This window comes from Bacillus cereus G9842 (genome assembly GCF_000021305.1).
In the GTDB taxonomy this organism is placed as follows: domain Bacteria; phylum Bacillota; class Bacilli; order Bacillales; family Bacillaceae_G; genus Bacillus_A; species Bacillus_A thuringiensis_S.
Genome location: NC_011772.1, coordinates 4,928,318 through 4,946,606, shown reverse-complemented (window position 1 = coordinate 4,946,606; position 18,289 = coordinate 4,928,318). Strand labels below are relative to the sequence as shown.

The following is an 18,289-nucleotide window of genomic DNA, read 5'->3' as shown; positions in this document are numbered from 1 at the left end:
GGATTGTAATATAGTGATAAAAGTGGGGGCGAGTTGTGTGTTAATACTGTCGTGATTTGTCGGTAAATTGATATCCCTTGTCGAATCGTTGATATATTGAGGGTAATGATCGATATAATGAAAAAATCGTTGATATATTAAGGGTAATGATCGATATATTTGAAAAATCGTTGATATAATTTCGTGTACCGTTAAGTGCAACCATTACAGAAAAAAGCGACTCTGAGCGAGCCGCTTCTGCTTTTAATGATATCCAGCTCCAGCGGCTAGAATCTCCGGTCATTTCGCTCTCTCGCTCGAAGCAAAAAGCGCTTCAAGGTCGAGAGCTCCAATGTCCTGCGACTCTGAGCGAGCCGCTTCCGCTTTTAATGATATCCAGCTCCAGCGGCTAGAATCTCCGGTCATTTCGCTCTCTCGCTCGAAGCAAAAAGCGCTTCAAGGTCGAGAGCTCCAATGTCCTGCGACTCTGAGCGAGCCGCTTCCGCTTTAAAGTCTATTATTGATTCAAGAACGCGCGTAGCATCCAAGCGTGTTTTTCTAGTTCTGTGTAGATGCCTAGTAGTAGGTCAGATGTCATTTCGTCGTCAGAATCTTGAGCGATTTCCATGCCTTTTTTCAGTTCGACTAGCATCATTTCGTAGTCTTTCATAATTGCTTCGACCATCCCTTCTGCAGTTTCTCCGTATGCTGCTTCTTGAATAGAAGATAGTTCTAAGTATTCTTTCATTGTTGCTACTGGTTTGCCGCCAATTGCTAAAATGCGTTCTGCAATTTCATCGATGTGAGTAGCTGATTCTGTGTAAAGTTCTTCGAATTTCTCGTGTAATGTGAAGAATTGAGGCCCTTTTACATACCAATGGAAGTTGTGAAGTTTTGTGAATAAAACGCTCCAGTCTGCTACTTGTTTGTTTAATACCTCGATTACTTGTTTGTTCATTATGATCAATCTCCTTTTGAGTTGTTATGTTATATCAATTACTAATTTATAATTATTATAATCTAGTAATTGATATAAAACAACCCTTTTGCTGAAATTAATTTGAACAAATTATGAACTGTTGTAAATAAAAATCCCTATTACGGTGAGGTAATAGGGATTTTGTTTGATATATAGCTCTTGTTCTAAATGAGCCGCTTCTGCTTTTATATAATATCCAGCTCCGGTGACTAGAACAGTCGGTCATTTCGCGCCTTCCTGTGAGGCAAAGAACGCCTCTTCGTCAGGAGCTCCATCCCCCCTCACATTCTGAGCAAGCTACTTCCGCTTTTAGGCGATATCCAGCTCCAGCGGCTAGAATCTCCGGTCATTTCGCTCTCTCACTCGAAGCAAAAAGCGCTTCAAGGTCGAGAGCTTGAAGTGTCCTGCGATTCTGGACGAGCCGCTTCTGCTTTTAATTTATTACACAACCTTCTGTTTTTCTTCTACATCCTGTCCATCCCAGCACTCTGTATTCTGTAAACCAGGGATAGAGCTTGCAACGAAAACTGGATCTTTTCCTTGTTTCTTTTGCTTCAAATAGTCTACTAATGCAGCGTAAGCAAATTTGCTAAGGAATGAGATGGCAATTAAGTTTGTGAATACCATTAGTCCCATGAATAAATCAGCTAAACTCCAAACTGTTTTAAGAGCAGCGATTGATCCGAAGAATACCATTCCGACAACTGCAACACGATAAATCATTAACCATGTTTTGCTTTCTTTAATGAATGCAATATTTGTTTCACCATAATAGTAGTTTCCTAGTAGAGAACTGAAAGCGAATAGGAAAATAATAATCGCTAAGAAAGTGCTTGCCCACGGTCCGATTTGTGAACTTAAAGCGTTTTGTGTTAATTCGATACCTTCTAAATTTGATCCTTTGTAAAGTCCAGAACATAATACGATAAATGCTGTTGATGTACATACTAAGAATGTATCTACGAAAACACCTAATGCTTGAACAAGTCCTTGTTTTACAGGGTGAGATACATCTGATGTTGCTGCTGCGTTAGGAGAGCTACCCATACCTGCTTCTGTCGCGAATAAACCGCGCTGAATTCCGAACTTGATTGCTGCTCCAATACCACCAGCGATGGCTTGGTCTAAACCGAATGCACCGTTAAAGATTTCCATGAAAATGCTTGGTAACATATTGAAGTTGTTAATAACGACAAAAATAGCCACGCCGATATAAACGATTGCCATTGGCGGAACAATCATTTCTGTAATACGTGAAATGCTCTTAATACCACCAAAAATAATGACTGCAACTAATAAGGCTAATAGAGCTCCTACGATTGTTCGCTCTAGTCCAAAAGCATTTTCAAACGCTATTGTTACTGTATTCGCTTGTACTGAATTGAAAATTAATCCGTACGCAACTGTAATAAGAAGTGAGAACCAAACACCCATCCAGCGTTTGTTTAATCCTTTTTCCATGTAATATGCCGGCCCACCACGGAACCTGCTACCATCTTTTACTTTATAAATTTGAGCGAGCGTACATTCTACGAAACTAGTAGCTGCTCCGATAATTGCGATAAACCACATCCAAAATATTGCGCCAGGTCCACCCATTGAAATTGCTAGTGCTACACCGGCTAAGTTCCCGATACCGATACGTGCTGCTGCACTTAAGCAAAATGCTTGGAATGGAGAGATGCTATCTTTCTTTTTTTCTTTTCGATTAAACCCTTTACTAATTAAGCTGACCATCTCACTGAAATGAGTAATTTGGACAAATTTTAATTTAAAAGAGAAGTAAAGACCGAAGCCGATTAGCATTGCAATAAGAATATATGACCATAAAATATTATTCGTTACCTCAAGGAATCTGCTAAAGATATCAACCATATAATACACTTCCTTTTTTTCGTAATAAGAAAATTATATGCAAAAAATATACGAGAATCAATTTTTCTAAAAAATTATGTTACTTAAATCAATTTTGTGTTATGATTATGTTACATCGTAATATTTTTAGAATTATTTACATTTTAAAAAACTAAATTTAAAGCGAGAAAGTGGGGATAATTTGAAAGAAGATTCTTTATTGAAAGTAAGCCTTGAGAGTTTGAAAATGAGAAGTAATATGTTTTTTATCATTACATCTTTAAGTATCTTTTTAGGGGCAACTTATTATTACAATAAAAGATTTCCAAATCACAAATATCCTGAGTGGTTAGAATTTCTAAAGTTGATTGGATGAATAAAAGACAGAAAAACAGAAAATTAAAATAAATAAGTTATGGAGGAGCTAAAAATGAATATTAGAGAAAGTGAACTTCCGGGTATTGGTTATAAGTTTCAAATCGTTACGAAAGGTAACGAAAAGATGGTAATTGTCATTCATGATGATGGGCGTAGAGAAATGTATCATTTTGATTCAGACCATGAAGAAAGCATCTCAAGTATTTCACTACGTGACTCAGAGGCAAGGCAAATCGCAGCAATATTAGGTGGAATGGTATATAAGCCTAGGGCGTTAGAAAATGTTGAGATGGTTTTTGAAGGTTTAGCGATTGAGTGGTTCAAAGTGGAGAATACAGCTCCAGCAATCGGAAAAACAATTGGCGATCTTGAAATAAGAAAAACATATAGCGTAACGATAATCGCAGTTATGAAGAAGAACATGAAGAAGCTATTTAATCCAGGGCCAGAAACAGTAATTGAAGAAGGAGATATGCTTGTAGTTTCAGGTGAGAGAGAAGAAATTAAAAAAATCATTAATGAATTACTTTCAAATAGGGGGGACTGACTAGATGGATACGTTAATTTTTGAAGTTGGTACAGCTTTAGTTTTAGTGGCAATTGCAGCGGTAATTGCTGGAAAATTTAAATTCTCAGTAATTCCTTTTCTAATTGTTCTCGGAATGTTAGTAGGACCGCATGCACCGACAATAGGTGTTATCGATCTCAAATTTATTGAAAGTGCAAGTGTAATTTCCTTCCTTGGACGGATTGGGGTTCTATTCCTTCTATTCTATCTAGGATTAGAATTTTCAATGAAAAAACTAATTAAATCTGGACGCTCTATTGCGATTGGCGGAACGATTTATATTTTAATTAACTTTTCACTTGGTTTGTTATACGGATTTATAATGGGATTCCCATTACTAGAAATCTTAATTATTGCGGGTATTATTACGATTTCTTCTAGCGCTATCGTTGCTAAAGTGTTAGTGGACTTAAGAAGAACTGGTAATAATGAAACCGAATTAATTTTAGGAATTATTATGTTTGAAGATATATTCCTTGCTGTATATTTATCAGTTGTTTCTGGTTTAGTACTAGGGGATCACGCTTCCTTCTTAGGCGCCCTTACTTCAATTGGAATTGCTTTAGGATATATGCTTCTATTCTTTATAGTAGCTAGAAAGGCTACGCCGTTATTAAATAAATTGCTCAATATTAGCTCAGATGAAATCTTTATTATTGTAGTATTTGCTTCGTTATTCTTCATTGCTGGTTTTTCAGAAACAATTCACGTTGCAGAAGCGATTGGGGCACTTCTTCTAGGATTAGTTTTCTCTGAGACAGAGCATAGTGATCGAATTGAACATCTTGTTGTTCCATTTAGAGACTTTTTCGGAGCTATTTTCTTCTTCAGCTTCGGGTTAAGTATTGATCCGTTCTCATTAGGAGGAGCGATATGGTTAACGTTAGGTGCTGTCCTTCTTACAATAATCGGCAACTTTGTAGCAGGAATGATTGCAGGAAGACAAGCAGGGTTATCTCATAAAGCATCAACAAATATCGGATTAACAATCGTTTCACGAGGAGAGTTCTCCATCATTATGGCTAATATCGGTATCGCCGGTGGTTTAATGTCAGTACTGAAACCCTTCTCAGCACTATACGTGCTTATACTATCCATTTTAGGCCCACTTCTGACAAAGGAGTCGAAGAATGTATATAAATTCTTAAATAAAATCTTTAAGTGGGATACGAAGACTAACTAAATTTTAAAAAATAAAGTACAAGATATTTCCTGCTTGTACTTTTATTTTTGTAATGAAAACAGTAAAGAGAGGTAAATGATGTTAGGAGAGTTGATTCATTCGGTTTTAGTTTTTTTAGAAGGACTTGGTTATTGGGGAATTATGCTTGGATTAATGCTAGAGGTTATTCCAAGTGAAATCGTATTGTCTTATGCAGGTTATTTAGTATCAACAGGAAGCATTACATTTTGGGGCGCTGTCGCGTTTGGTACAATTGGTGGTGTAATTGCACAACTATTCATTTATTGGATCGGTCGATACGGAGGAAGACCTGTTCTTGAGCGATATGGAAAATATATTTTAATTCAGAAGAAACATATTGATTATGCTGAAGATTGGTTTAATCGTTACGGAACTGGCGTTATCTTTACCGCACGTTTTATTCCGGTTGTGCGTCATGCTATTTCGATACCGGCGGGTATTGCGAAAATGTCACATGCTAAGTTTATTACGCTAACTACATTAGCTGTTATTCCGTGGTCAATTGTGTTTGTATATTTAGGGTTTAAATTAGGAACAGAGTGGGAAAGCATTAATAAAGTTGCGGGGCCATATGTGAAATACTTTGCACTTGCTGCTATTGTTTGTGCAATTGGTTATTTTGTATTAAAAAAAGTGATGAAAAAAAAGTGATTACGGAAAAGGAATCTATGTCGACATAGGTTCTTTTTTTATTGGCATTTTTTCAAGGATGAAAGAATACGTTTAATATTTACCATATTGTGGCATACATATAGAAAAAGGGTGCTTGGAAAGGGGAATAAAGAGAAATGGAACTCCAGTTTCAAAATGTATATCAACAGGTAGAGAATTGGTATGTGTTGGATTCGGAGCTTCATTGGGATGTCAAAAAGCTGAGAGAGGATTTGTTCTCTCTTATTGAAGCATGTAAAACGCCCGTTATTTTTTGTGATACGTGTGATGCAAACGATGTGCTTCTATCATTAGGGGAAGAGGAAGAAGAATTCCTATTCCCAGTAGGTGGTTTTTATCATAAAGAAAGACAATTAATTTTTGTTTGTATGTGGGAAGAGTATGAGCAGGTGCTCAAAACACTACTGCATGAGTTTCGTCATGCGATGCAGCATAAGAGAGAAGTATTGTATGTTGGAAGTGAAGTGTACGAAGATAGATGGATTGAAAAAGATGCGAGGAAGTTCGCGGAGAGGAAATTGGATGAATATAAGAATAGAAAGTTAATGTAAAGCATAGTGGAGAAATAGCGCTGTGCTTTCTTTATACTTATTAAAAATAAGTATTTGACTTTTATAAAGTTTAGTTCTAAACTAATGATATGAAACGAGCGAGGTGATGAAATGAAAACAGAAGATAGACTCGGATTACTATTATGGTTTCGTTTATCACGCTTTTATAATAAGAGTATTCGTGAGACGAATCAGCATTTGAAAGAATGGAATGTATCTGCCGCTCAGTTTGATGTACTAGCTCAAGTTGGAGGGCATAATCGTCTAACGCAGCAAGAGCTTGGAAATAAGCTATTTGTTACGAAGGGAAATATCACGCAGCTTTTAAATAAAATGGAGCAGCTAGAGTGGATTCGTCGTGAACAAGAAGGTACTACAAAATATATTTCGTTAACAGAAAAGGGAAAAGTTTTATATGAAGAAATCGTCCCGCCTCAAGAAACATTCCAAGCGGAGCAGTTTCAAAAATTAAATGTAGAAGAACAACATCAATTATTACAATTACTAAAAAAATTACAGTGAGAAAAAATTTTAAAATAAATCTCGAATTCGATATAGTATGAGGTGAAGGATATGTTTAGAAAAGTTGATCATAAAAATATGGGCAGAGCAAATCATGGTTGGTTAAATACACATTTTCATTTTTCTTTTGCCAATTACTATAATCCAAATAACATGAACTTCGGAGCGTTACGTGTTATTAATGATGATCTAGTAGCGGCACAAACTGGTTTTGATATGCATCCGCATCGTGATATGGAAATCATTTCGTACGTTGTAGATGGTGCTTTAACACATGAGGATAGCATGGGGAACCGCGGAACAATTGAGCGAGGACATGTTCAATATATGAGTGCTGGCACAGGTGTATTTCATAGCGAGCATAATTTAGGAAATGAAACACTACGTTTATTACAAATTTGGATTTTACCAGATCGTGCGGATCATAAACCAAACTATGGTGAGTTTAAATTTGATTGGAGCGAGCGTGAAAACGAATGGTTCCATATGGTATCTCCAGTAGAAGGAGAGGCACCAATTCAAATTCACCAAGATGCAAATTTATATTCTTTATCGTTAGATGCCGGAAAAGAAATTCATTTTCCTGTGCGAGAAGGCCGTCAATTGTATCTTGTTCAAATTGAAGGAAGCAGTGTAATAAATGGTGAAACGTTTGTTATGCGTGATGCAGCAGAATCTGTAGAAGAAGATACTCACATTCAAGCGAAAGAGCAATCACACTATTTAGCAATTGAATTGAAAAAACAATAAAAGGCTTGTAGAAAAGAGGACATCTGATAGGATGTCCTCTTTTTTGATTGGAATTATCTGAAAAATGTTTCTCAAATTTTCGGTAGAGGTATCGGCTGTAAAAATCAGAATTTTATAAAAGTGTCAAAAATCTTTATGGGAATGGGGAATGTTATAGTGAAAAAGCAAGTCATTTCATCAGCATTAGCGTTAACTGTTATCGCCGGGGGATTTGGAGCGTTTGGGGCAACGACAACGAAAGCGGAAGAACAAAAAATTCAATATCATCAAGAATTTAAAACACCTGCATACATAGGTGAAGAATGGAAAGCACCGGAAGGACTAGATAAAAAAGAGACGGTCTTTCAATACTTAGAGAGTAAGAAAGATATGTTTAAATTAGCAGGAAATATTGAAAAGCATTTTAATATCGTTGGAGAAGAAAAAGACGCTGAATCTGACACGACACATGTGAAGCTAGTTGAGAAACATAATAACATTCCTGTGTACGGTTCTGATCAAACTGTTACACTTGATAAAGAGAATAATGTAAAAGCATTCTTCGGACAAGTTATTCCGAATTTAGATGATAAAAATATCCCTGCATCTGCAAGCATTAGTGCGGAACAAGCAGAAACAATTGCAAAGGCAGATATTGAGAAAGAAATTGGTAAAGTAAAGAATTATGATGGTGTGAAAAAAGATTTATTTGTATATGAAAAGGACGGTAATTACTACCTTGCATACTTAGTTAAGGCATCGATTTCAAAACCAGCTCCAGGGTATTGGCATTATTTTGTTGATGCAACAAATGGAAATGTTATTGAGAAATATAATGCTGTAGATCACGTTACAGGGTTTGGCTACGGAGTATTAGGTGCTAGACAATCATTTGAAATTGCCCAAGATGAAAAAACGGGAGTATTCAACTTATTTGACGGTAAACGAGGACAAGGTATTCACACATTTGATGCAGAAAATATGGATGAAAACTTGTTTAATTTATTCTCACAATGGCTTGGATATACAGGCGAAGAAGTTGAAAGTAAATCTAAGTTCTTCGAAGATAAAGCTGCAGTTGATGCGCATGTAAATGCAGGAAAAGTATATGATTACTACAAAAAAACATTTAATCGTAACTCTTTCGATGATAAAGGTGCGAAGCTTATTTCAACTGTTCACGTAGGGGAGAGCTGGAATAACGCAGCTTGGAACGGTGTGCAAATGATGTATGGTGATGGCGATGGAAAAACATTCATTCCATTATCTGCTGGACTTGATGTTATCGGTCACGAATTAACGCATGCTGTAACTGAACATACAGCAAACCTTGTTTATAAAAATGAGTCAGGGGCGTTAAATGAATCGTTATCCGATATTATGGGTGTTATGGTTGAGAAGAAGAGCTGGGATTTAGGTGCTGACATTTATACACCTGGTAAACCAGGCGATGCACTTCGTTCACTAAAAGATCCAGCGTCTATTCCAAACCCATTAAAACCAGGTGAAGGTTACCCAGATCACTATAGTAAACGTTATACTGGAACAGCTGATAATGGTGGCGTTCATATTAACAGTAGTATTAATAATAAAGCTGCTTATTTAGTATCTGAAGGCGGAGATCATTACGACGTGAAAGTAGCTGGAGTGGGCCGTGAAGCGACAGAAAAAATTTACTACCGCGCTCTTACGAAATATTTAACTGCAAACTCTGACTTCAAAATGATGCGTCAAGCTGCTCTTCAATCAGCCGAAGATTTATACGGTAAAGATTCTAAAGCTGTACAAGCTGTAACGAAAGCTTATGATGCAGTAGGCGTAAAATAATAGGAAAAAAACCTGACTAGAATGTCAGGTTTTTTTCTTTATCCCGCTATTTGCAGGGCAGTAAGACCCCCACCTCAAAATTCATCGGAAGCAAAGAAGTTAGGTGGGGGCCCTGCTGCCCGTAAAAGCCTGATTGGTGAGGGCTGATAATCAGTGGGGAATGAACAAAACCCCCACGGAATAAAGTTTCACTTTATTCCGCTAGTCGCGAATACCTAATGCGATTTTCGCCATACGTGACATACGTTCTTTCGACCACGGTGGATTCCAAACGACATTTACTTCTATTTCATTAACTTCAGGTACGTTTGTTGATAATACTTTTTTAACGTCTGATACGATTTGCCCAGCCATTGGACAACCGATAGAAGTCATAGTCATCGTAATGACAGCATTATTATTTTCATCTGCTGTAACATCATACACTAATCCAAGATTAACGATATCAACACCTAGTTCAGGGTCAATAACAGCTTCTAAATTATCCAATAATTTATTTTCAAATGCTTCTTGTGACATAAGCAGCCCCTCCTATATTTTAATGATATCGATTCTCATTATAACGGAAATGAGCATAATGTGCAGGAAATGAGCTCAAAAAAAATATCCCTCTTTGAAAGAGGGATATTTTTTGAAAATCTATTCTGTTTTAAAATGAGATACGAGTTGATCTAACTCTTCAACTGTTTGTTTCATTTTTCCAGCAGTTACTGTCATTTCATTCATAACGATAACTTTCTGTTCAGCAGATTGTGCCGTTGCGGCGGTTTCGCTGGATACTTCAGTCGAGATAGAAGCGATGTTATTAAGTGAAGCATTCATTTCTTCAGCACTTGCAGCCATCTCTTCAGCAGTTGCTGATATGTCTTGCATTTGAGTAGATACTTTATTTACTTGTTCTACAATTGTTGTGAAAGAAGTACCAGCTTCACGAATAACATGAATGCCTTCAAATGCTTCAGAACGGCCTTGAGACATCATAGAGCTAGCAGTTTCTGTATCATTTTGAATTTGATGTAGTAATTGATTAATGTCTGTTGCAGCTGTTTTAGATTGTTCAGCAAGCTTTCGAACTTCGTCAGCTACGACAGCAAATCCTTTTCCTTGCTCGCCAGCACGAGCTGCCTCAATAGAAGCATTTAAAGCAAGTAAGTTTGTTTGCTCAGCGATATTAGAAATAGATTGTACAGCGGTATCGATATATTTCGTATGAGTGATTAGACGTTCAACCACTTCTGACGTAGCATTTACAGCTTCGTGTATCGTTGTCATTTGTGAAACGGATTTTTGGATAACGGTACTTCCATCGCTAGCATGTTCAGATGTGGCAACAGCAAGTTCCGCTACAGATGAAGCAGATTCAGCAATACGTTGAACACTTACTGCCATATCGTCCATTGCAGTTGAACTTTCTTCAATACTAGAAGCTTGTGATTGAATACTTGCGTTTAAGTTAGACATTGAGCTTTGGACTCTTACTGTCGCCTCACGTGATGTATTCGTTTTTTCTAGCATGTTTTCAGAAGCGGTTTGTACTTCCACTGATGTTTTTTGAACACGATTAATAATATGTTGTAGGTTTTCTAACATTTTATTAAATGATGCTGCGATAGCACCGATTTCATCGTTGCTATTTACTTGTAGACGTGCCGTTAAGTCACCTTCTTGAGAAGCTAACTCTTTTAGTTTCGTGTCAATTTGTTGAATTGGTTTCACAAGTTTACCAGAGAACCACCATGCAAGAATAATTGCAGCGACAATACAAATAACAAGTGATAAGAAAATAACATATTCGATTAAGAGTGCAGATTGGTCAATTTTTTCAATAGATTGTTCACGTAATGTAGCTTGTTCATTACTATAATTTGTGAAGTCACCAATTACTTTATAGACAGTTCCGTTTTCTGAAGAAGCTACTTGTAAAGCTTCTTCCCATTTTTGTTCTTTTGCAAGAGTGAATACTTTTTCTTCAACGAACTTTCTCCAAGTAGACCCTAATTCCATTGTGCTTTTTACGGACGAAGAAAGATTTGGATTAGAAAGAAGTTTATCTTTTGAATCCTCAAGACGTTTACTCATCTCATTAAACTTGTCTAATTCGACTTGATCATGTTGTAGTAAATAACCTCTTAAAGCAGAGAGCTGTACTTGATAAGCATCTCCACGTTCTTTCAATTCTGTTGCCAGTGGAGAAATTTCTTTTTGTAATGTTTCAGCTTTACGAGATTGGTCAATAGCAAAAAATAAAATAAATGCTAAGGCGATACCAAATAAAGCGCAAATCGTTCCCATCATGAACATAAGTTTTTTTCTGATACTTACAAAATTCATATGATAAAAAGCCTCCTTTGTGAAATCTTAGTATTAGAATTAATTAATGTAAAAAATGAAAGAAAGCTTTACTCCAGTTGGAATAAAGCTTTCTTATTTCCTTTAGGAATTATAGCAGACGGAATGAGAGATAGAAAGATATATTTTAAAGTGAAAAAAGAGAGACTGTAAAACTTTCTTTCCTATACCTTTGAGCTTTTGTCATTTTCACTTTAAGCGTTTGTTTTGAAATGAGAAACGAGAATTTCAAGTTCTTGTACGATTGTTTTCATTTCAGATGATTTGTTAGCCACGATACTCATTTTGTTTACTTGATCACCAGCTGAATGTGCTGTTTGTGATGTTTCTGCAGCAACTTCGTTTGAAATAGAAGCGATATTATTTAAAGCTGCGTTCATTTCTTCAGAGCTTGCAGCCATCTCTTCAGCAGTTGCAGACATTTCTTGCATTTGCGTAGAGACTTTGTTAATGTGGTTAACAATTTCTGAGAATGAAGATCCAGCGGTACGAATAACCGTAATTCCTTCAGAAGCCTCTGCTTGACCTTGTGTCATCATGTCATTTGCTATTTTTGTATCGGCTTGAATTTGATGCAGTAAATGGTTAATGTCAGTTGCGGCTAGTTGAGATTGTTCAGCAAGTTTTCTAACTTCATCAGCAACAACAGCGAATCCTTTGCCGTGTTCACCAGCACGAGCTGCTTCAATAGAAGCATTTAAAGCGAGTAAATTTGTTTGCTCGGCGATATTAGAAATAGATTGAAGTGCAGTATCGATATGATTTGTATGTGTAATGAGTCGCTCAACTACTTGTGATGTAGCGTTAACAGCTTCGTTAATTGTATGCATTTGTGTAATAGATTTCTCAATGACTTTATTCCCATCATCTGCTTTTTCTGAGGTTGTGACAGCTAAACTAGTAACAGAAGAGGCGGCCTCAGCAATACGCTGAACACTCGTTGCCATGTCATCCATTGAGGTTGAACTTTCTTCAATGCTAGAAACTTGTGAACGAATATTGTGTTCAAGAGCATTCATAGTTTCTTGTGTCCTTGCGGTATTTTCCATAGAAGCGGTTGTTTCGATAAATACATTTTCGGAAGCTTCTTTTACACTTGTTGATGTTTGTTGAACTTGTTTTATTATATGCTGTAAGTTAGTGAGCATTTGATTAAAGGAATTTGCAATGTCACCAATTTCATCTTTACTCGTTACGTGTAATCTAGCCGTTAAATCTCCATCTTGAGAAGCTAATTCTTTCAACTTCTCATCAATTTGTCGAATTGGTTTAACGAGTTTACCAGAGAACCACCATGCTAATAAAATAGACGTTAATGTACATGTAATGAGTGAGAAGAAAATAATATATTGAATAAGTGATGAAGAAGACTCGACGTCAGCAATTAATGCGTCACGTTTCTCATTCTCTTCATTTGTATATTTATTAAAACGACCTAACAGATCATTTACATAATCTGTTTGTGCTAAAGCAATTTTAGATGCTTCGTCCCATTTTCCTTCATGCGCAAGAGGTAGTACCTCATTATCTATGACGCTACGCCATTTTCCTCCCATTAAAATGGCTTCTTTCATTCCTTCTGGGAGCTTCTTGTCACTTGTTACTTTCTCTCTAGTATCAGCTAATTTTTTCCCTTCTCGGTTGAACTTATCTAATCCTTTTTGATCATGTGATAGCAAATATTCTTGTAAACCAGCAACTTGTGCCTGGAACCAATCGCCACGTTCTTTTAAAATCGTCGCTCTTTTCGATACATCATTTTTTAACGTTTCGATTTCACTTGCTTGATTCATGGCGAATGAAAGAATAACAATAAGAGCAATGCTAAATAAAGAAGAAATGCTTAAGAGTGTGAACAGTAGTTTTTTTCGAATACTAACATATTTCATCGTTACCCCTACCCTCATTTAAACTGTTTATTATGATTTATAGATATTTGAAGCGGAATTAATAAAAACATTATTATGAAGTTATTAATCTGTTCAATGAAAATTATAGCAGATAATGGAAGGAGTCAGATTGGTATTAGAAAAAGTTCTTAAAATGTATACATTTGTATATCATAAAATCCATAAATAAATATTAGAAATGCTATTGAAATTTGAAATAACATCATGTATACTTCTAATTAGTTGATAACGATTATCAGTATCAACTAAAACATTACTCTTCGTTATGTTGGTCATACCCCTTTTTGACGACGTAAGTCAGAGACGAAATGTTGAAATATCTTGTGTCCTATTCTACAGAATTATGGTAATCTCCAACCTCAACTTATATGCGCGAGCATGCAAAAAGGATCCTATCCGTGAAGGGATCCTTTTTTGCATGCTCGCGCAATTATTGTATATAGACCGGGTATTTGTTCTTCAATTCCTTCTGGGGCAGTAGAAGGGAAGACCCACTTTTGATGAGGTCCCTGTTCTTCAATTAGTTTTTCAATCTTAAAATGTTCTTCGGCGAGTGTTGTAATAATTTCTCCTAATGTCCAGCGACGGATGGTTGTTTTCGGTAACGATTCTTTCTGCGCTTCTGTAAGAAGAATGCTATAAGCAACATCATCTTCAATCAATTCTTCATCGAAATAATTTCCACTTGCTCGAAACGATGGGTGGTCTACTCCTAATAGCTTTGTGTATATTGGATGGTAATCGCGAAGGATAAGTATTCCACCTGGCTTTAGTAGTTGAGAAATTTTTTTGAAAAGTGGTTTTAAATCTAGAAAGTAATGAAGTACACCAAGCTCCAGTAATACGATATCAAATGATTTGGAGAGATTTACATCTAGTACATCAGAAACGATGTAATGAATAGAGACGTCTGCGGCGGCAGCAAGTTCATTTGCATATTTTGCATTACTTGCTGAAATATCAACAACTGTTACGTCAGAGCCTAAAAGGGCGAGAGCAACGGCCTTATTCCCTTTTGATCCTAGTAAATTAATAATATGTTTTCCTTTCGGAGATTGTATGTAAGGTAAATAGTGATCTACCTCGCGCATAGGGTCTTCCATGATTTTTTTCGCATAATCCTCCGGTGCCCCATGGCGATTCGTCCAAGCTTCATAAGCAGCTGTATTCCAGCTTTTTTCATTAATAGTGCTTAGTTGTTTTTGGTTCAATGTTATCACTCCTTTTGTGAACGTATAGTTATTCGGCAGGGGGATGGGATTTCCTTTTCTTTCTGAATAAAAGTTTGATTTTTCTGTGATTAAGTCGTACAATACTTTTTATACGTAAAAGCGTTGAAAAGGAAAAGTAGGATGAACACATTCTTTCCAGAGAGCTTCGGTAGCTGAGAAGAAGCAAGAATATTCATTTGAACAATGGCCTTTGAGCTTCGTCCTGAACTTATCAAATGATAATAGTAGGCGGCGACGAGAGTTGGTACTCGTTATCAAAACCACAGTATAAGAGCATATAGCTCCGTACTTGTTAAGGCTAATTATGTGAGTAATTGGCGAAATAAGGTGGTACCGCGACTGTTTATACAGCCCCGCCCTTATCTTTTTTAAGATAAGGGCGGGGCTTTTTTATATTTAAAAGGAGGAATGTAAGATGAGTATTTTTATTGGAGGCGCTTGGCCGTATGCAAATGGCTCGTTACATCTTGGTCATATTGCGAGTTTGTTACCTGGAGATATTTTAGCACGTTATTACCGGGCAAAAGGTGAGAATGTGTTGTATGTTTCGGGCAGTGATTGTAATGGAACACCGATTGCAATTAGAGCAAAACAAGAAGGTGTGACAGCAAAAGAAATTGCTAATAAGTACCATGAAGAATTCCAGCGATGTTTTCGTGATCTCGGTTTTACGTATGATTGCTATACACGTACCGATAGCGAGCATCATCATGAAACTGTTCAAAAAGTTTTTTTACGTTTATTGGAAGAAGGCTATATTTATAAAAAAACAGTGGAACAAGCGTACTGTAAAACGTGTACGCAGTTTTTACCGGATCGTTATGTAGAAGGAATATGTCCACATTGCCATGAAGCAGCAAGAGGCGATCAATGCGATGCGTGTTCAGCTATTTTAGATCCACTCGATTTGTTAGAAAAGACATGCAAGTTATGTGGTAGTACACCATCTGTAGAGGAAACAGAGCATTTTTATTTTGCATTGCATACATTTCAGCAGCAAATTAAAAAAGTTGTAGAAATCGCAAAAGAAAAAGGAACATGGCGTGATAATGCAATTCAATTAACGGAAAGATATGTAAAGGAAGGCTTACAAGATAGGGTTGTATCAAGAGATTTACCAATCGGGGTACCAATTCCAGTGAAAGGGTATGAAGATAAGAAAATTTACGTATGGATAGAAGCAGTGGCAGGATATTATTCAGCGAGTAAATATTGGGCTGAAGAAACAGGAAAAGATGATCATGAGTTTTGGAATAGCGATGCGCAAACATATTATGTACACGGCAAGGATAATATTCCATTTCACTCCATCATTTGGCCAGCGGTTTTACTTGGAATAGGAGAGGAAGCAATCCCGCGTCATATCGTTTCGAATGAGTATTTAACAGTTGAAAAAAGAAAGTTATCTACGAGTAAAAACTGGGCAGTATGGGTGCCTGACATATTAGAACGTTACAATCCAGATTCTATTCGTTACTTTTTAACAGTAAATGCACCAGAAAATCGTGATACTGATTTTTCATGGCGTGAATTCATTTACAGTCATAATAGTGAACTGTTAGGTGCATACGGGAACTTCGTGAACCGGACATTAAAGTTTATTGAAAAATATTATGATGGCATTGTGCCGCAGGGAACTATCAATGTAGAACTGAAGGATAAAGTAGAAGGATTATATAAAAATGTAGGAGAGGCGATTGAGCAAACTACATTTAAGGTGGCGCTAGAAACAATATTCGATGCCGTACGTTTTGCAAATAAATACTTTGATGAGAGACAGCCTTGGAAAGAAAGAGAAGATAATCCAGTTTCATGTGAAGAAACGATTTATAATTGTATTTATCTTATTGCTAATTTTGCAAATCTCCTTGAACCATTTTTACCATTTTCAAGTGAAAGAGTTCGAAGCACATTGTCGATTGTGAACCGAAATTGGGAACCGCAAAATACGTTGCCGAATAGAATTGATAGCGTGCAGCCATTATTTGAGCGAATCGATGTAAAACAAATTGAGCATGAGATAGAGAAGCTGTATGGAGCGGCAAAATGAGATAGAGAAAAAGACCTTTCAAGTAAATGAAAGGTCTTTTGTTATGCAGTATGATTCTCTTTCTTATCTTTCAAAAAGAAAAGTACAGCAAGGATTACAAGAATAATAGCTGCAATATCATACGTTATTTTAAATGTAGTATTAAAGTTTAAGTACTCTACGAAAGGAGTTTTCACTGCTCCTGCATATATACAAACGGGAATGAGAAGTAAATCGTAAAATTTCTTTTCTTTCATATATCTTATTAGGAAGAAGATACACATAATAGCAAAAAATACGATGCTTAAAATAGTCATTTATACCTCCCGATAAATTTACTTATTTTAATTGCAGTTATATTTTTATCCCGCATTAACGGGCAGTAAGACTCCACCTCAAAATTCAGCGAAAGCGAAGAAGTTAGGTGGGGATCAACTGCCCGTAAAAGCCCGATTGGTGAGGGCTGATAATCAGTGGGGGATGAACAAAACCCCCACTAATTAAAGTTTTACTTTATATAAATTCTGTATTTTTTTCAAGCGCTATGCACGCGATTATGTTTCCTTTCTTTCCTAGCCGTAAGCAGCTGGGGAGTGAAAATTCCAAGCAATATAAAAATAATTCCAATCCACTGCATGAAGGTTACGACTTCATGTACAAGTGTAATAGAAGCGATAATAGCAGTTGGTAATTCAGCTGCACCTAATATCGTGCTAAGTCCTGTTCCAACTTTTGGTACACCGATTGAAAAACAAATGACAGGTACAACAACGCCGAATAATCCGAGGAAGAAAGCATATTTCCATAGACCAGCTTGCAGGGCACCATCTGTTAAAAAGGTCGGCGGGAAGAATAGGCATACGATAAGAGTTGCACTTGTTGTCATAAGAAAGCTTTTCGTATAAGGGGGAACATCTGTAGCAACGCGTCCGCTTGCAAAAACATAGAATGAAAAAGAGACAGCAGCTAATAGTCCAAAGATAATCCCTTTCGTAGAAAAACTTTGTCCGAGGCCTTCAAATATACCACCTGCAAACAATGTACCAGCAAATAAAATAAGGATAGATATGATCTTATCGCGGCTTGGAAATATTCGATTTGCAATTGCTTCGATAATGACACCAATCCAAGTGAACTGAAAGAGTAGGACGACAGCGATAGATGCGGGTAGCTCTTCTACAGAAATAGCGTAGAAAATTCCAGTCATACTCATTGTTGTTCCGACGGTTAGTAATGAAAAGAATTGTTTTTTTGTTACTTTATGACGTGAAAAGAAAAGAACGAGTAGAAATAGTCCAATCCATCCGAAGACATATTGTCCCCCTAATAGTTGATGTGCTGAAAATCCACTTAGGAATCCGAGTTTGAAAATAGTTGAAAGTATGCCGTAGCTGCAAGCACCGAATAAAACGAGCAATGAATATTTAAACTTATCCATAAAAAATCCTCCTTTTAAGTAATAAAAAACGCCCGCTATCCAAATAAGGATAACGGGCGAACGAAACA

At 36.6% G+C, this 18,289-nt stretch carries 16 protein-coding genes and 1 other annotated feature; of the genes, 8 read left to right on the top strand and 8 right to left on the bottom strand.

Features of this window, described 5'->3' with window-relative positions; genetic code table 11:
- Positions 1 to 496: 496 nt before the first annotated feature.
- Together BCG9842_RS25135 and BCG9842_RS25130 are read right to left on the bottom strand one after the other, a co-directional pair.
- Positions 497 to 937, bottom strand: a complete 441-nt coding sequence (locus BCG9842_RS25135; RefSeq protein ID WP_001041895.1) for a Dps family protein — start codon at positions 935 to 937, stop codon at positions 497 to 499.
- A 462-nt stretch (positions 938 to 1,399) separates the two neighbouring features.
- Entirely contained in the window at positions 1,400 to 2,833 is a 1,434-nt protein-coding gene (locus BCG9842_RS25130) for an alanine/glycine:cation symporter family protein (protein WP_000227588.1), read from the bottom strand.
- Between the two features lie 409 nt (positions 2,834 to 3,242).
- Between BCG9842_RS25130 and BCG9842_RS25125 the strand changes: the two genes are divergently transcribed.
- From BCG9842_RS25125 to nprB, 7 genes are all read left to right on the top strand, one after another.
- Positions 3,243 to 3,737, top strand: a complete 495-nt coding sequence (locus BCG9842_RS25125) for a cation:proton antiporter regulatory subunit (RefSeq protein WP_001026075.1) — start codon at positions 3,243 to 3,245, stop codon at positions 3,735 to 3,737.
- Between the two features lie 4 nt (positions 3,738 to 3,741).
- Complete coding sequence (locus BCG9842_RS25120) at positions 3,742 to 4,941, top strand: cation:proton antiporter (RefSeq protein WP_000380223.1); 1,200 nt, start codon at positions 3,742 to 3,744, stop codon at positions 4,939 to 4,941.
- A gap of 78 nt (positions 4,942 to 5,019) precedes the next feature.
- The gene (locus BCG9842_RS25115; RefSeq protein ID WP_000900216.1) at positions 5,020 to 5,613 is read left to right on the top strand and encodes a DedA family protein; all 594 of its coding nucleotides are present in this window, start codon (positions 5,020 to 5,022) and stop codon (positions 5,611 to 5,613) included.
- Positions 5,614 to 5,750: 137 nt separating this feature from the next.
- Positions 5,751 to 6,185, top strand: a complete 435-nt coding sequence (locus tag BCG9842_RS25110) for a DUF3920 family protein (protein WP_000422792.1) — start codon at positions 5,751 to 5,753, stop codon at positions 6,183 to 6,185.
- Positions 6,186 to 6,296: 111 nt separating this feature from the next.
- Positions 6,297 to 6,707, top strand: a complete 411-nt coding sequence (locus tag BCG9842_RS25105; protein ID WP_000845462.1) for a MarR family winged helix-turn-helix transcriptional regulator — start codon at positions 6,297 to 6,299, stop codon at positions 6,705 to 6,707.
- 51 nt (positions 6,708 to 6,758) lie between these two features.
- Positions 6,759 to 7,457: a pirin family protein gene (locus BCG9842_RS25100; protein WP_000488932.1), complete on the top strand. Its 699-nt coding sequence runs from the start codon at positions 6,759 to 6,761 to the stop codon at positions 7,455 to 7,457.
- A gap of 156 nt (positions 7,458 to 7,613) precedes the next feature.
- On the top strand, positions 7,614 to 9,263 hold the full coding sequence (gene nprB, locus BCG9842_RS25095) for a neutral protease NprB (protein WP_000745125.1): 1,650 nt from the start codon (positions 7,614 to 7,616) through the stop codon (positions 9,261 to 9,263).
- Positions 9,264 to 9,464: 201 nt separating this feature from the next.
- Here nprB and BCG9842_RS25090 read toward each other — a convergent pair whose 3' ends face one another.
- From BCG9842_RS25090 to BCG9842_RS25075, 4 genes are all read right to left on the bottom strand, one after another.
- Positions 9,465 to 9,782 carry a metal-sulfur cluster assembly factor gene (locus tag BCG9842_RS25090; protein ID WP_000076424.1) on the bottom strand — a complete coding sequence of 106 codons (318 nt, stop codon included), beginning with the start codon at positions 9,780 to 9,782 and terminating at the stop codon, positions 9,465 to 9,467.
- 120 nt (positions 9,783 to 9,902) lie between these two features.
- Complete coding sequence (locus BCG9842_RS25085) at positions 9,903 to 11,594, bottom strand: methyl-accepting chemotaxis protein (RefSeq protein WP_001012199.1); 1,692 nt, start codon at positions 11,592 to 11,594, stop codon at positions 9,903 to 9,905.
- A gap of 212 nt (positions 11,595 to 11,806) precedes the next feature.
- Entirely contained in the window at positions 11,807 to 13,501 is a 1,695-nt protein-coding gene (locus tag BCG9842_RS25080; RefSeq protein ID WP_000878434.1) for a methyl-accepting chemotaxis protein, read from the bottom strand.
- 413 nt (positions 13,502 to 13,914) lie between these two features.
- Entirely contained in the window at positions 13,915 to 14,733 is an 819-nt protein-coding gene (locus BCG9842_RS25075; RefSeq protein WP_001072254.1) for a class I SAM-dependent methyltransferase, read from the bottom strand.
- A gap of 114 nt (positions 14,734 to 14,847) precedes the next feature.
- Positions 14,848 to 15,118, top strand: a binding site (T-box leader).
- 51 nt (positions 15,119 to 15,169) lie between these two features.
- Between BCG9842_RS25075 and metG the strand changes: the two genes are divergently transcribed.
- Positions 15,170 to 16,804, top strand: a complete 1,635-nt coding sequence (gene metG, locus BCG9842_RS25070; RefSeq protein ID WP_000021590.1) for a methionine--tRNA ligase — start codon at positions 15,170 to 15,172, stop codon at positions 16,802 to 16,804.
- 41 nt (positions 16,805 to 16,845) lie between these two features.
- Here the strand turns inward: metG and BCG9842_RS25065 are convergent, their stop codons facing one another.
- Complete coding sequence (locus BCG9842_RS25065; RefSeq protein WP_000154129.1) at positions 16,846 to 17,100, bottom strand: hypothetical protein; 255 nt, start codon at positions 17,098 to 17,100, stop codon at positions 16,846 to 16,848.
- Between the two features lie 218 nt (positions 17,101 to 17,318).
- Positions 17,319 to 18,221, bottom strand: coding sequence for an EamA family transporter (locus BCG9842_RS25060; RefSeq protein ID WP_000357149.1), 903 nt, complete (start codon positions 18,219 to 18,221; stop codon positions 17,319 to 17,321).
- Positions 18,222 to 18,289 lie beyond the last annotated feature (68 nt).